This is a genomic window from Pseudoalteromonas aurantia 208 (assembly GCF_014858725.1).
Lineage (GTDB): Bacteria > Pseudomonadota > Gammaproteobacteria > Enterobacterales > Alteromonadaceae > Pseudoalteromonas > Pseudoalteromonas aurantia.
Window position 1 is genome coordinate 2574728 of record NZ_AQGV01000012.1, and the last position, 14501, is coordinate 2589228.

Here is a 14501-nt window from a genome sequence, read left to right on the forward strand (position 1 = left end):
TTATATGTCATCAAACGTAATTTTTATACCGACGCACGAGAGATAATACTGCTTTTATGGTATTGATTGCAGAAGACATATAAAGTTCAAAAAGACATAACAATAGACTCAGGAGTCGTAATGGAATTTAGCGTTAAAAGTGGTAGCCCCGAAAAGCAGCGCAGTGCATGCATTGTTGTTGGCGTATATGAACCACGCCGCTTATCTCCAATCGGTGAGCAGCTGGATAAAATCAGTGATGGCTACATTTCAAACTTACTACGCCGTGGTGATTTAGAAGGTAAACCGGGACAAGTATTATTATTACATCATGTACCCAATGTCCTCAGCGAGCGCGTCCTATTAGTCGGCTGTGGAAAAGAGCGAGAATTAGACGATAAGCAATATAAACAAATTATCTCTAAAACCATCAATACTCTAAATGACACAGGCTCAATGGAAGCCGTATGCTTTTTGACTGAACAACATGTCAAAGGCAGAGATACCTATTGGAAAGTACGCCAAGCAGTTGAGACAACACAGGACTGCCTATATACTTTTAACCAATTAAAAAGTAAGAAGACTGATTTACGTCGCCCGTTACGCAAAATTGTATTCAATGTGCCAACTAGACGAGAACTCACCATCGGCGAAACCGCGATTGAACATGGTTTAGCGATTGCCTCTGGTGCAAAACTATGTAAAGACGTCGCGAACATGCCACCAAATATCTGTAATCCGCGCTATTTGGGTGAGCAAGCAAAAGCACTTGAAGAATTTGACAATGTCTCTGTTGAGCTCCTTGGCGAAAAGGAAATGGAAGCGTTAGGTATGCATTCATATCTGGCTGTTGGCCGTGGTAGTGTCAATGAATCAGTTATGTCAGTCATCAACTACTCTGGTGGTAATAAAGAACAAGCTCCAATAGTATTTGTTGGTAAAGGCCTTACCTTCGATTCAGGCGGTATTTCACTTAAGCCTGGCGAAGCGATGGATGAGATGAAATACGATATGGGCGGTGCCGCAGGCGTTATCGGTTTAATGCGCTCACTGGTAGAAATGCAACTTCCGATAAACGTAATCGGTATTCTTGCCGGCTGTGAAAACATGCCGAGCTCAAATGCTTATCGTCCTGGCGATATACTCACCACCATGTCAGGACAAACCGTTGAAGTGCTCAATACTGATGCCGAAGGGCGTTTAGTTCTGTGTGATGCGCTGACATATGTAGAAAAGTTTGAGCCTGAAATTGTGATCGACGTTGCCACATTGACCGGTGCCTGTATTGTCGCCCTAGGTGCGCATGCAACAGGCTTATTATCAAGCCATAACCCACTTGCCCACGACTTACTTAAGGCCGGCGAGCAAAGCGGCGACAGAGCGTGGCAACTGCCATTATGGGATGATTATCAAGACCAACTTGACAGCCCATTTGCTGATTTTACTAATTTAGGAGGTCGTGCAGCCGGCACCATCACAGCAGCATGTTTCTTATCTAAATTTACTAAAAAGTATAATTGGGCGCATTTAGACATTGCTGGCACAGCATGGAAAAGTGGAAAGAATAAAGGGGCAACAGGCCGCCCAGTCCCAATGTTGACTCAATACTTGCTAAACCGTATTGAAGTGAGTGACGCACAGCAGGATTAACCTCTGTGCTTGATTGATGGCGCAAGCTTTATGTGTCAAAATGCGGCTTTATTTTGAACGCACTAATTGATGATAAAAAACATCACCAAGTGCCTAAGATTAAGCCAACGCCATGACCATCAATGCACAGTTTTATGTGTTAAAGCATGATAATGAGCTGGGAGCAACATGCCCGGCTCATTTTGATCTAGCCGCTCGAACGGCGGCCAAACAGTACCGTGCCGGGCAGCGCATATTTATTTATGTCGACTCGATTGATGATGCACATGCTATTGATGAACATTTGTGGTGTTTTGAGCCCGACAGTTTTGTGCCTCACAATTTACAAGGTGAAGGTCCAAAAGGCGGAGCTCCGGTCGAAATAGGTCAAACACCTCCCGTAGGAAAACGAGCGGTATTGATCAATTTAGCGACGCATCTACCTAATTTTATTAGACGCTTCAGTACGGTGTATGATTTTGTACCCGCTGAACAAACCGCCAAGCAAGCCGCTCGTGAACGATTTAAAAGTTTACGTCAGTTTGGTGCCAATATTTCTACCAAAGAAATTGAAAACTAAAGTATTTTATTAAGGTTCTGTGAAATGGATAAAACCTATAATCCACAAGATATAGAGCAGTCTTTATACCAAGACTGGGAAGATAATGGCTACTTTAAGCCATCTGGCAAGGGTGACGCATATTCAATTATGATCCCACCTCCAAATGTCACGGGTAGCCTGCATATGGGCCATGCATTCCAAGACACTATCATGGATACCCTAACGCGTTACAAGCGTATGCAAGGCAATAATACTTTATGGCAAGTCGGTACAGACCACGCAGGTATCGCAACGCAAATGGTTGTTGAACGTAAACTCGCAGCCGAAGAAGGGAAAACGCGCCATGACCTAGGGCGCGACGAATTCATTAACAAAATCTGGGAATGGAAAGAGCAATCAGGTGGCACAATCACCAAACAACTTCGTCGTCTCGGCGCCTCAGTTGATTGGGAGCGCGAGCGTTTTACGATGGATGACGGCTTATCTGAAGCCGTAAAAGAAGTCTTCGTTCGCTTGCATAAAGAAGATTTAATTTACCGTGGTAAACGCCTAGTAAATTGGGATCCAAAACTACATACTGCAATTTCTGATTTAGAAGTTGAAAACAAAGACAAGCAAGGTCATATGTGGAACTTACGTTACCCACTGGCTGATGGTGTTAAAACACACGATGGGAAAGATTATATTGTTGTGGCAACCACCCGTCCTGAAACAATGCTTGGCGATACCGGAGTTGCAGTTAACCCAGATGACGAACGCTACCAAAACTTAATCGGAAAAGAAATTTTACTTCCGATTGTAAATCGTCGCATTATCATTGTTGCTGACGAACATGCTGATATGGAAAAAGGCACTGGTTGTGTAAAAATCACACCTGCTCATGATTTCAATGATAATGAAGTCGGTAAACGTCATCAACTACCTATGATCAACGTATTTAATAAAGATGCGGCCGTATTAACCGCAGGTGAAGGCTATACGTTTGATGGTAAAGAACTTGAACTAGATGCACCAATTCCTGAGCGTTTCCAAGGTCTTGATCGCTTTGATGCTCGTAAACAGATTATTGCTGAGTTTGAAGAAGCTGGCTTACTTGAAAAAATTGACGACCACAGCCTAACGGTCCCTTACGGCGACCGTTCAGGGGTTGTGATTGAACCTCTGCTTACAGATCAATGGTATGTACGCGTAGCCCCCCTTGCTGAACCGGCAAAAGATGCTGTAAAAAATGGTGACATTCAATTTGTCCCTAAACAGTACGAGAATATGTATTTCTCTTGGATGAACGACGTACAAGATTGGTGCATTTCACGACAACTTTGGTGGGGACACCGTATTCCAGCTTGGTACGATGCAGAAGGTAATGTGTTTGTTGGTCGTGATGAAGCAGAAGTTCGCCGTGACAATAATATTGCTGACGACGTCGCTCTAACTCAAGATGAAGACGTACTTGATACGTGGTTCTCATCTGCCTTATGGACGTTCTCAACCCAAGGCTGGCCACAAAATACGGATGATTTAAAAGTATTCCATCCATCAGATACACTTGTCACTGGCTTTGATATTATTTTCTTCTGGGTCGCCCGCATGATCATGATGACTATGCACTTTGTTAAAGATGACGATGGCAAACCACAAGTCCCATTTAAAACGGTGTATGTCACTGGCCTTATTCGCGATGAAAATGGCGATAAAATGTCAAAATCTAAAGGGAATGTACTTGACCCTCTCGATATGATCGATGGCATCGACTTAGAAAGCCTTGTAACCAAACGTACTAGCAACTTAATGCAAGAAAAAGTGGCTGCCAAAGTTGAGAAAACAACCCGTAAGACCTTTGCTGATGGTATCGAACCACACGGTACTGATGCGTTACGCTTTACCCTTGCGGCAATGGCATCGACTGGCCGTGACATCAATTGGGATATGAACCGTTTAGAAGGTTATCGTAATTTCTGTAACAAGTTATGGAATGCCAGTCGCTACGTGTTAATGAACACTGAAGAACAAGACTGTGGTTTTAGTAGTGGTGAAAAAGAATATTCATTAGCCGACCGCTGGATTTTGGGTCAATTTCAAAATACAGTACAAACGTTTACTGAGCACCTTGATAATTACCGTTTTGACCTTGCAGCTAATACCATTTATGAGTTTACGTGGAACCAATTCTGCGATTGGTATTTAGAGCTCACAAAACCAGTTTTATTTAAGGGGAATGAAGCACAGCAACGTGGTACGCGCCATGCACTGATCACCGTCTTGGAAGGTTTACTACGCTTAATGCACCCACTCATGCCATACATTACAGAAACTATCTGGAAACGTGTTGCACCACTGGCCGGTATTGAAGCAAATACCATCATGCTACAAAGCTTCCCTGAATTTGACGCAAGCCAAGTAGATGCGCAAGCAATGTCTGATTTGGAGTGGGTGAAACAGTTTATTCTGGCTATTCGTAACATTCGTGGTGAAATGGACATTAGTCCAAACAAACCATTAAGTGTTCTACTGGCCAAAGTAGATGCTGAAGATTTACGCCGCCTAGAGCAAAACAAAGCATTCTTAAGTGCGCTTGCGAAGCTTGAAGAGTTTACTGTACTTGAAAATACAGATGATGCCCCTGCGTGTGCAACTGCATTTGTTGGTAACCTAGAGATATTAATCCCAATGGCTGGCCTTATCGATGTTGAAGCGGAACTTGCACGTATTGCAAAACAGCTTGAAAAAGCCGAAAAAGGCCTAGCGCAAGTGGAAAAGAAACTGGCGAATGAGAAGTTTGTAAATAATGCACCTGAAGCTGTATTAGCGAAAGAGAAAGAAAAGCTCGCTGAATTTTCAGATGCTAAAAGTAAACTATTAGAGCAAAAAACAAAAATTGAAAGTTTATAAAACCTGAGACTAACACGCTCAATTTAATAAACATCAATAAAAAAGGGCAGTGAATACTGCCCTTTTCTTTTTAACAAAAAATCTAATTAAAAGTGCATATTGTACTGAACACCTATGACCGTTGCGTGCCCTTTTGATTCAAAACCCCACTGTTGCCCTAGGTTATCTGATTCTACAAAGTTCTGTGTTTTTCCCCGTAGTATACTCACCCCAATATCAACACTACTCTTGGCTGTTAATTGATATTCACTACCAAATGAAAACCAGGTTCTATCCGTATCCGGAATAGAAATTGACATATGATGCTGATCGGCAGGGGATTCATCATAAGCTATACCGGCACGTAACTTTAAATGTTCGCTATATTGATAATCTCCACCAACAGCGTAACGCAGTGAGTTCGAGAAGTTTTCATCTTTACTAAACACGGTGCCACGTCCCTCAACTTGCGCCGCTAGGGTTTTAAAACTACTCCACCCAGTCCATACAACACTGTAGTGTAAGGCCGTTTGCTTATCAATTTGATGAGAACCAGACACTTCAGCAATCGCGGGTAAAGTCAGTTCAACAAAGCCTGGCAGCGCCTGATCTTGCGTACCATAAAACGGAGCACCTGCTGGCAACTGGTTGCTAAACTCTCCTTCAAAACGCACATCAGTTTCACTTCTATAATGCACACCAAAACGATTGTGTTTGTCTAACTGATAACTAAAACCCACATCCCAACCATACGCATGATCATCCCCTTCTAAATTAACTGCCTCTGTTGCAGTAGGTATCGCCGTTGGTGATGCACCAAAGGTACGCAAAATTTTTGCATCTGCGTAGACATGGTTTAAACCCAATGCAACTGTCAGAGCATCATTAAGCTGATAAGCGACGCTTAATTTGGTGTTAATCGTAACAATCTCGGTTTCGCCAGCAAGCTGACCAGGTGCATAATCGGCTGCAAATTCGGTCGCAAGCCCAAACTGGGAGTATGAGCCAACACCAACATACCAATCATTTCCTAGATCTGTCGTATAAAATGCGGCAGGTACGATCGCGCTTGGCGCAATGCTGTCACTATCAAGCACAGATGGGCTCAACCCATTATTAGTCGAAGTGCCTAACAAGCTAACATCAGGTTTAACGTACATTGCAGCCACACTCACTTTTGACCCTTTAAACTGACTCATCAATGCTGGATTACGTGCCACGACCGACGCATCATCAGCCACCGAAGCTTCACCTGCATATGCACGCCCAAGACCCGATACACTTTGCTCCGCCAACTGAAACGCTGCAGCAAATGTTTGCCCAGATAACAGCATCACACTCGATGCTAATAAAGTTTTCTTAAATCCCGTCATTTTCATTCCCATCTGTAAACCCGGTTATGTACCGACATCTAAATAATCGGCTACACCCTACCTAAATTCAAAACAAAAATCTTCAAACTAACGGAAATTAAGCTTCCAATTGCACAACTTAACAGCAAATAATGAAATATAGGAACAGATCGGATGACTTACTAACCAAACCTACAATTGATATTAATTCTTATTTGTATTGACGAATCACCTTAACTTTGTATACTCTTGCTCAGGCTTGATTCAGTATGGAGAACTAAATAATGATAACAATGATAATACTCGTAGTTGCGGCACTATTATTTTCAGGCGCCAGTGTATTTAGTTTTTGCAAGGCAAACTATTGTGCATGTAACCATGCTGGTGAGTGTGATAACCCAATCAATCATTACTGGTTAGCTTCGATATTATTTTCACTTATTTCATTGGGATGTTGCTGCTTTGCTTTTCACACGCAAGATGGGACTTATGTGTGGTTACTTCTCATGAGTAGTTGCTTATCAGGCGCTTTATTGTCAGCCCGCAAACAGAAGCTACGCCATTGCAGTAAATCTAAACCAACAGATGCTCTTTTAACAGGCGGGATAAATTAATTTGATAATCTAGAGGCCTCACACTCGCAACAATTTTCACCTCATGTTCTGCATTACTTAAATCCAATTCTTTTGCCGTAATATGATGCATGTGTTTGGTATTATAAAAAACACGTACTTTCGGTGCGGTTGGTGCTTGTTTATTACCTTCTAACACTAACGCCAAGCGTTCATTTGTCAGCTTAACGATTGTCCCGACGGGGTGAACCCCCATACACTTGATGAATCGCTGTACAAGCTCTGCGTCAAACTGTTCTTTACTTGCTAATAGATACCTAAGCGCATGAACGGGCTCTTCACTCATTTGATGAGGCCTATCAGATGTCATCGCGTCATACACGTCAATAATGGCCATAATACGCGCAGCTTTACTCACTTTATCTCCGCGAAGCCTTCTTGGATAACCGCTGCCATCAACACGTTCATGGTGATTAATAATCACATCCATCATAATCGGTGTGATCCCTTTTTCACCTTTAATTAACCCAAGCGATTGCACCACATGCTTTTTAACCGCTTTATACTCAAGTTCGGTAAGTTTTGAACCTTTACTGACTAGCCCTTGTGGTAAACGTGCATGACCGACATCATGTAACATCGCTCCCATCGCCAGCTGCTGAATAACACTATTTTTTAACCCGAGGTATTTTGCAAACACGCTAATTAAAATGGTGCAATTGATCATATGACGCCAGTTATAACCGTCTTTATCTTTCAATCGAGTTAATATTGCCATGGCATTGCTATTACGCAACACAGACTGAACTATTTCTTTGCTTACATCACTTATCAAGCTAATGTCGACTTTCCCGCCCGCAGTCACATCACCATATAAAGATTGAATTTTTCGGTTATGCATTTCAAAATGCTGGCTTGCACGTTCAAACTCTTTTTCTAATGTTAGCGGTGCTATCGCCTTACTGACTTTCTTTGTCGAAGGTTGAGCCAGTTTAGTCTGCTCTGGTGGTTTAGATATAGGCTCTGGTGGGGACGATTCTATCGGCTGTGGTTGGTATTTCGCCGGGATCTCAATATCACTTTGCGCAAAGTCTATATTCAGCTCTAAAACACCTTCAGCCAATAGCTTCGCAATAATAGCTTGATCTCTAACCATACCACGTGATTTGATTTTAATACCCGCATCACTGCGCTGCTTATTGACACTGTCAACAAACATACCTGGTAGAAGCTCTGTAATTGGAAGCGTTACCCGCATATTAGGATTAATGCACTATTGAATAGTAAAAGTGATTAATAGCACTTTTTACTATAAAAAGTCTATCATTCACACCATATTTAATGATTTTTACTTAGCTTAGTTGCTAAATTAAAATCAAGCCCATAACATCAGTGACCACTATTTAAAACAAAAAAAGGAAGCACTCGCTTCCTTTTCTTTGGTATTTAATTAGCCTTCAAACTGATCACTCTTGAAAGTACGTTCCCCAACCATCGTATTCGATATTATGTTCAACCGCTAACGCCGCCAATTTATCAACATCTTCCATAATCACATCGGCGTCTAATTCAACTTCCACAACAACATCAAAGCCCCAAATCTTACCACCGTCTTCTAACTCTAATTCAGCAGGCTCTTCAACGTCATAGCCGAGCTTAAATGCAGCAAGTGCAGCAGCTTCCAATTTATCAAAATCTTCGCAAACAAAGTGATGCTCAACTTCATATAAAGTATCGGTTGATGAGCCATCCTCTAATAGTGACTCTACAATTTCTTCGCTAATTTCGCGCCAATTTTCCATTTTTATCTCTCATTTTCGCATCAAGCTCGGTAATTCTAGATTGCATTAATGCCTGAATTGCCCCAGCATGGTCTCTAGCACTGATTTCTTTATCAAGGTAAACCGGCGCTAACATATCAATATATATTGTACCATTGTCCCAGCGATTTAGTTTAATACAATTATGCGTGGTATTCATACATACTGGCACAATAGGAACATCTGCATTCATTGCAGTATGAAACGCGCCCGTTTTAAAAGGCAGTAGACCACGACCATAGCTTCGTGTGCCTTCTGGAAACATCCACACTGAAAGCCTTTGTTGCTTAATCTTCTGTGCTGACTTACCCAAAGTCCCCATAGCCTTTGAACGGTTACTTCGGTTTATTAAAATATTGCCTGATAGCCAATACATTTGGCCAAAAAATGGGATCCACTTTAAACTTTCTTTACCCATACTAACTGTACTTCTCGGTACTGCTGCTGGCAATGTAAACAAATCATAGTTATTTTGGTGATTCGCAACATATATAGCAGGTCCTATTTGCTCACTGTCTGGATGACGTGTTATTTCTAGCTTCACACCAATAACACATGACATTTTCCCAAACCAGCTAGCAATGACATGAACATTATTATGATGAAATGGTCTCACCAAACACATCAATAACCCTAAAATACCACTTAAAATAATAAATAATGCCATCGCAATGATGCGCAATAAAACTAACAAAATAGGCGCTCCTCATTTATATTGCTACGCATTATAATCAAAATAGCGAACACTTGTAAGCTCAAATTTTTACTAAGCACATAAAAGCAAAATGCCGCTAGGAAGCGGCATTTCTGTATTTATACATTATGTTTATTACAAACTTGATACTCAGCTCATCGCGGTTTGTAGCTTTTTCATTGCAGACTTTTCTAGTTGTCTAACTCGCTCGGCAGACACACTATATTTTTCAGCTAACTCTTGCAGCGTTGCCTTTTCATCCGCTAACCAACGTGCGCTAACAATGTCTTGCGAGCGTTCATCTAGTGTCTTAAGCGCTGAGAACAACCGATTTTGAGACTGCTCTTTCCACTGTTCTTGCTCAACTTCTTCCGCCAAATCACTTGCAGAATCAGTTAAATACTGTACCGGAGAAAAGCTCGAAGCAGGAGCGTCATCGTTATCATCGTTGGTTAAATCAAATCCCATATCTTGACCGCTCATACGAGATTCCATTTCCCGAACTTCTTTCTCACTCACACCTAGCTCTGATGCAACCGTTGACACTTCATCTTGGTTAAACCAACCTAGGCGTTTTTTATTTTTTCTTAAATTGAAAAATAATTTACGCTGCGCCTTTGTTGTTGCAACTTTCACAATACGCCAGTTCTTTAACACATATTCGTGTATTTCGGCCTTAATCCAGTGCACAGCAAAAGAGACTAAACGCACCCCGACTTCTGGGTTAAAGCGTTTTACCGCTTTCATCAAGCCAATATTACCTTCTTGAATGAGATCTGCCTGCGGTAGGCCATACCCCGAGTAACTTTTCGCAATATGCGCTACGAATCGTAAATGAGACACAATGAGATGTTTTGCAGCTTCTAAATCCCCTTCTTGCTGAAGGCGAGTTGCTAACACTTTTTCCTGCTCAGCATCTAACATAGGTATTGTACTTACGGTTTGTAAGTAACCTTCCATGCTTGCACTTTGCTGTCCAGACATTAATGCCATTGCGTATAAATCTTTACTCATTTTTCACCTCGGTGATAAGTATCTTAGTTCAAATTAGCAGTCTCTCCTTGAGAGTGCTAATGTGTATATAATAGGTTTTTCATTTAAAAAGCAAGCTTTTTATTTCCTAAAAAAAATATAAATATAGCTCATTGAAATTATTAGATTTTCTAGACACTCACAACAGGGCAACTTTGCCCTCTCATGCACTATAAGTCAAAACTATGACTTTTAAATGACGAATACAGCGCTAACCACCTTTTATCCATTCATGCTTTAATGGCACTCTAAACTCGGTCAGGCTCTATTTCTTTAATATATTTAGCAACGGCAATAAATGAACCACTAAAGCCCAACGTAATTGCTAAACCCAGTAAAACCAGTAACTCTTGCCCTCCTAACCCTTGTAATACATAGCTACTTTGATATACGCCTGCAACCATCGTTACGGCGGACTCTAACCACCAAAGCATTAGTACAACACAAATAAAGGCAACCAAACCTCCAATAACACCATACCATACGCCAGTCCAAATAAATGGGGTATGAATAAACGTATTCGTCGCTCCCACCAGTTTTAATACTTGGATCTCTTCCTTTTTATCCATAATTGACAGTCTGATAGTATTACCAATAATTAATATAACTGCACTCAGTAACAATAGACCCACAGTAAAAACACTTTCTTTCAACAAACTCAGCAATGCATTGAGTCGCTCAAGCCACTCAATATCAAGTTTGCCAAATTCGATTTCTCGTTCTGTTTCGAGTTTATCCAACAATTTTTGCGCAGCTTGTGGCTTTCTGTGGCGACTAGTGGGTGTTACGAGCACGACGTTAGGCAGTGGATTACTCTCTAAATAATCCAACGCGTGGCCAAAACCAGATACACGCTTAAACTCTTCTAAAGCTTGTGTGCTGGAGATATAACTCACACTGTCAATCTCTGGGTATAGTGCTAACCTTTTAACCAATGTTTGCGTTTGCTGTTCATTCATTGACTCTTTAACAAATAAGGAAATTTCAGCAGCATCATTAAAGCCGCTGCTGACCTGCTGCACATTTTTTACAACCACATACAAGGTCGCCGGCAAGGTCAAACTTAAACCCAAAACGAGTATTGTCATTAATGAAGCGATTGGCGTACGCCACATTTCACCTAAACTATGCACGCCTTGGCGAATAATCATTAATACAAAAAAATACATCTCTAATAACCAAGATTTTTTTTGTGTATTACTTTGCTTATCTCGACTTTTGAACAATAAACTCATAACCGTTCCTGTGCCAAAGGGTCTTGCATCAAGCGCCCATGATCTAACGTTAAGCTACGGTACTTCATTCTCGCAATTAAACCCAAATCATGTGTTGCGATTAATACAGCAGTACCGTGACGGTTAAAATCTTCAAATAGCTGGAGTATTTCCATAGACAGTTCTGGATCTAGATTTCCGGTTGGTTCATCAGCCAATAAAAGTGGAGGGGAATTAACAATCGCGCGTGCAATACCAACTCGTTGCTGTTCACCACCGGAAAGAGTACTTGGCTGGCACCTTATTTTTTCTAATAAACCTACTTTATCTAATGCGGCATGAACACGCTTTGCAATATGTTTGTGGTGCATCCCTTCAATAACCAAAGGTAAAGCAACATTGTCAAATACATTATAGCGCTCAAGCAGGCGATGATTTTGAAAGATGATGCCGATATCTCGCCTTACAAAAGGTATTTGCCGATTATTTATCACATTTAAGTCGACCCCATTGATATAGACATGTCCTGCAGAAGGTCGCTCCATAACACTTATCAACTTGAGTAATGTACTTTTGCCAGCTCCACTGTGGCCAGTTAAAAAAGCCAGCTCATTGCGAGCTAGCTCAAATGTCACCTTTTCTAATGCGCGATGCCCACCAGGGTAGGTTTTACTGACTTGCTCAAATTTAATCATGGTTCGCTCGCTTTCTATATTGTTTTTATAAAGCAAAACAAGGGAGCAAAAGCTCCCCGTGATCACTAGATCTTTTAATCTTCTTGACTAAATAGCGCATCAATAAAGTCATCACTTTTAAATGTACGCAAATCATCAATACCTTCACCAACCCCAATGTAACGAATAGGCACTTGAAACTTGTCTGCAACTGCAAAAATAACCCCCCCTTTTGCAGTTCCGTCTAATTTTGTGAGTGCAATCCCGGTCAATCCGACGGCTTGGTTAAATAAATTAACCTGACTAATTGCGTTTTGACCCGTTCCTGCGTCAATTGTTAGCATCACTTCATGTGGTGCATCGGGATCTAACTTTTTCATTACTCGAGCTATTTTTTCAAGCTCTTGCATGAGGTTATCTTTGTTCTGTAAACGGCCTGCCGTATCGGCTATTAATACATCGACATTACGAGCTTGTGCAGCTTGAAAAGCATCAAATACCACTGAAGCGCTATCGGCTCCTGTGTGCTGTGCAATAACAGGGATATCGTTGCGCTCTCCCCACACTTGTAATTGCTCTACCGCCGCAGCTCTAAACGTATCACCAGCGGCCAACATCACCGACTTACCTTCTTGTTGAAATTGCTTAGCGAGTTTACCAATGGTGGTGGTTTTACCAACACCATTAACACCAACCATTAATATAACAAACGGTTTCTTATTTTTAGGGATATCAAGAGGCTTTTCTGCTTCTTTTAACATTTCCGCCATTTCTTGTTTCATCAGCTCATATAAAGCATCACCATCTTTTAGCTGCTTTCGATCTGCTGCATCAGTCAAACTATCTATCAGCTTCATAGTGGTATCCACCCCTAGGTCAGCTGTTAGTAACTGTGTCTCTAGCTCTTCAAATAAATCGTCATCAATTTTCTTGCCTTTAAATATTGACGCAATACCTGATCCAAGATTTACCTTGGTTTTCAAGAGGCCTTTTTTCAAGCGAGCAAAAAACCCTTCTTTTTTTGGCTTTTCTATATTTGCTGCTTTTTCAGCTTCGACTCTTTCAGCTTCGACTCTTTCAGCTTCGACTCTTTCAGCTTCGACTCTTTCAGCTTCGACTCTTTCAGCTTCGACTCTTTGCGCTTCGACTCTTTCGGCTTCTGCTCTTTGCGCTTCGAGTCTTTCAGCTTCAATTCTTTCAGCTTCAACTCTTTCAGCTTCAACTCTTTGCGCTTCGACTCTTTGCGCTTCGACTCTTTGCGCTTCGACTCTTTGCGCTTCGACTCTTTGCGCTTCGACTCTTTGCGCTTCGACTCTTTGCGCTTCGACTCTTTGCGCTTCGACTCTTTGCGCTTCGACTCTTTGCGCTTCGACTCTTTGCGCTTCGACTCTTTGCGCTTCGACTCTTTGCGCTTCGACTCTTTGCGCTTCGACTCTTTGCGCTTCGACTCTTTGCGCTTCGACTCTTTGCGCTTCGACTCTTTGCGCTTCGACTCTTTGCGCTTCGACTCTTTGCGCTTCGACTCTTTGCGCTTCGACTCTTTGCGCTTCGACTCTTTGCGCTTCGACTCTTTGCGCTTCGACTCTTTGCGCTTCGACTCTTTGCGCTTCGACTCTTTGCGCTTCGACTCTTTGCGCTTCGACTCTTTGCGCTTCGACTCTTTGCGCTTCGACTCTTTGCGCTTCGACTCTTTGCGCTTCGACTCTTTGCGCTTCGACTCTTTGCGCTTCGACTCTTTGCGCTTCGACTCTTTGCGCTTCGACTCTTTGCGCTTCGACTCTTTGCGCTTCGACTCTTTGCGCTTCGACTCTTTGCGCTTCAACTCTTTCAGCTTCGACTCTTTCGGCTTCGACTCTTTCAGCTTCGACTCTTTGCGCTTCGACTCTTTCAGCTTCGACTCTTTCAGCTTCGACTCTTTCAGCTTCGACTCTTTCGGCTTCGACTCTTTCAGCTTCGACTCTTTCGGCTTCGACTCTTTCAGCTTCGAGTCTTTCAGCTTCGAGTCTTTCAGCTTCGACTCTTTGCGCTTCTGCTCTTTGCGCTTCTGCTCTTTGCGCTTCTGCTCTTTGCGCTTCGACTCTTTGCGCTTCGACTCTTTGCGCTTC

General features: G+C 42.1%; 12 protein-coding genes. 4 read left to right on the forward strand and 8 right to left on the reverse strand.

All coding sequences use genetic code 11. The features are described from left to right. Positions 1-120 precede the first annotated feature (120 nt). The 3 genes from pepA (at position 121) to PAUR_RS15065 (ending at position 5059) form a co-directional block, all read left to right on the forward strand. Complete coding sequence (gene pepA / locus PAUR_RS15055) at positions 121-1629, forward strand: leucyl aminopeptidase (RefSeq protein WP_192508487.1); 1509 nt, start codon at positions 121-123, stop codon at positions 1627-1629. A gap of 112 nt (positions 1630-1741) precedes the next feature. Continuing rightward, positions 1742-2188, forward strand: coding sequence for a DNA polymerase III subunit chi (locus PAUR_RS15060; protein ID WP_192508488.1), 447 nt, complete (start codon positions 1742-1744; stop codon positions 2186-2188). A gap of 24 nt (positions 2189-2212) precedes the next feature. Continuing rightward, the gene (locus PAUR_RS15065; RefSeq protein ID WP_192508489.1) at positions 2213-5059 is read left to right on the forward strand and encodes a valine--tRNA ligase; all 2847 of its coding nucleotides are present in this window, start codon (positions 2213-2215) and stop codon (positions 5057-5059) included. Positions 5060-5145: 86 nt separating this feature from the next. On the opposite strand, the gene PAUR_RS15070 is transcribed toward PAUR_RS15065, so the two are convergent. After that, the gene (locus PAUR_RS15070; protein ID WP_192508490.1) at positions 5146-6411 is read right to left on the reverse strand and encodes an outer membrane protein transport protein; all 1266 of its coding nucleotides are present in this window, start codon (positions 6409-6411) and stop codon (positions 5146-5148) included. A gap of 263 nt (positions 6412-6674) precedes the next feature. Here PAUR_RS15070 and PAUR_RS23620 point away from each other — a divergent pair, with 263 nt between their 5' ends. Continuing rightward, entirely contained in the window at positions 6675-7004 is a 330-nt protein-coding gene (locus PAUR_RS23620; protein WP_225738364.1) for a hypothetical protein, read from the forward strand. Here PAUR_RS23620 and PAUR_RS15075 read toward each other — a convergent pair. From PAUR_RS15075 to ftsY, 7 genes are all read right to left on the reverse strand, one after another. Further along, positions 6964-8220: an HD-GYP domain-containing protein gene (locus PAUR_RS15075; RefSeq protein ID WP_192508491.1), complete on the reverse strand. Its 1257-nt coding sequence runs from the start codon at positions 8218-8220 to the stop codon at positions 6964-6966. The genes PAUR_RS23620 and PAUR_RS15075 overlap by 41 nt on opposite strands. A gap of 208 nt (positions 8221-8428) precedes the next feature. Further along, positions 8429-8764 (reverse strand): ribonuclease E inhibitor RraB, encoded by a 336-nt coding sequence (gene rraB, locus PAUR_RS15080; RefSeq protein ID WP_192508492.1) that lies wholly within the window; start codon positions 8762-8764, stop codon positions 8429-8431. Next, positions 8742-9449, reverse strand: coding sequence for a 1-acylglycerol-3-phosphate O-acyltransferase (locus tag PAUR_RS15085; protein WP_404821700.1), 708 nt, complete (start codon positions 9447-9449; stop codon positions 8742-8744). Before PAUR_RS15085 ends, rraB begins: the two co-directional genes overlap by 23 nt. Positions 9450-9626: 177 nt before the next feature. Continuing rightward, positions 9627-10490, reverse strand: a complete 864-nt coding sequence (gene rpoH, locus PAUR_RS15090; RefSeq protein WP_192508494.1) for an RNA polymerase sigma factor RpoH — start codon at positions 10488-10490, stop codon at positions 9627-9629. Between the two features lie 266 nt (positions 10491-10756). After that, positions 10757-11743, reverse strand: a complete 987-nt coding sequence (gene ftsX / locus PAUR_RS15095) for a permease-like cell division protein FtsX (RefSeq protein ID WP_192508495.1) — start codon at positions 11741-11743, stop codon at positions 10757-10759. Further along, positions 11740-12417 carry a cell division ATP-binding protein FtsE gene (ftsE, locus tag PAUR_RS15100; RefSeq protein WP_192508496.1) on the reverse strand — a complete coding sequence of 226 codons (678 nt, stop codon included), beginning with the start codon at positions 12415-12417 and terminating at the stop codon, positions 11740-11742. Before ftsE ends, ftsX begins: the two co-directional genes overlap by 4 nt. Before the next feature lie 74 nt (positions 12418-12491). Continuing rightward, a partial coding sequence (ftsY, locus tag PAUR_RS15105; protein ID WP_192508497.1) for a signal recognition particle-docking protein FtsY occupies positions 12492-14501 on the reverse strand: 2010 nt, incomplete at its 5' end.

Bases quoted from the DNA above. Each gene is read 5' to 3' on its own strand.
- pepA (WP_192508487.1), top strand. From the start codon at position 121: ATGGAATTTAGCGTTAAAAGTGGTAGCCCCGAAAAGCAGCGCAGTGCA.
- PAUR_RS15060 (WP_192508488.1), top strand. From the start codon at position 1,742: ATGACCATCAATGCACAGTTTTATGTGTTAAAGCATGATAATGAGCTG.
- PAUR_RS15065 (WP_192508489.1), top strand. From the start codon at position 2,213: ATGGATAAAACCTATAATCCACAAGATATAGAGCAGTCTTTATACCAA.
- PAUR_RS15070 (WP_192508490.1), bottom strand. From the start codon at position 6,411: ATGACGGGATTTAAGAAAACTTTATTAGCATCGAGTGTGATGCTGTTA.
- PAUR_RS23620 (WP_225738364.1), top strand. From the start codon at position 6,675: ATGATAACAATGATAATACTCGTAGTTGCGGCACTATTATTTTCAGGC.
- PAUR_RS15075 (WP_192508491.1), bottom strand. From the start codon at position 8,220: ATGCGGGTAACGCTTCCAATTACAGAGCTTCTACCAGGTATGTTTGTT.
- rraB (WP_192508492.1), bottom strand. From the start codon at position 8,764: ATGGAAAATTGGCGCGAAATTAGCGAAGAAATTGTAGAGTCACTATTA.
- PAUR_RS15085 (WP_404821700.1), bottom strand. From the start codon at position 9,449: ATGGCATTATTTATTATTTTAAGTGGTATTTTAGGGTTATTGATGTGT.
- rpoH (WP_192508494.1), bottom strand. From the start codon at position 10,490: ATGAGTAAAGATTTATACGCAATGGCATTAATGTCTGGACAGCAAAGT.
- ftsX (WP_192508495.1), bottom strand. From the start codon at position 11,743: ATGAGTTTATTGTTCAAAAGTCGAGATAAGCAAAGTAATACACAAAAA.
- ftsE (WP_192508496.1), bottom strand. From the start codon at position 12,417: ATGATTAAATTTGAGCAAGTCAGTAAAACCTACCCTGGTGGGCATCGC.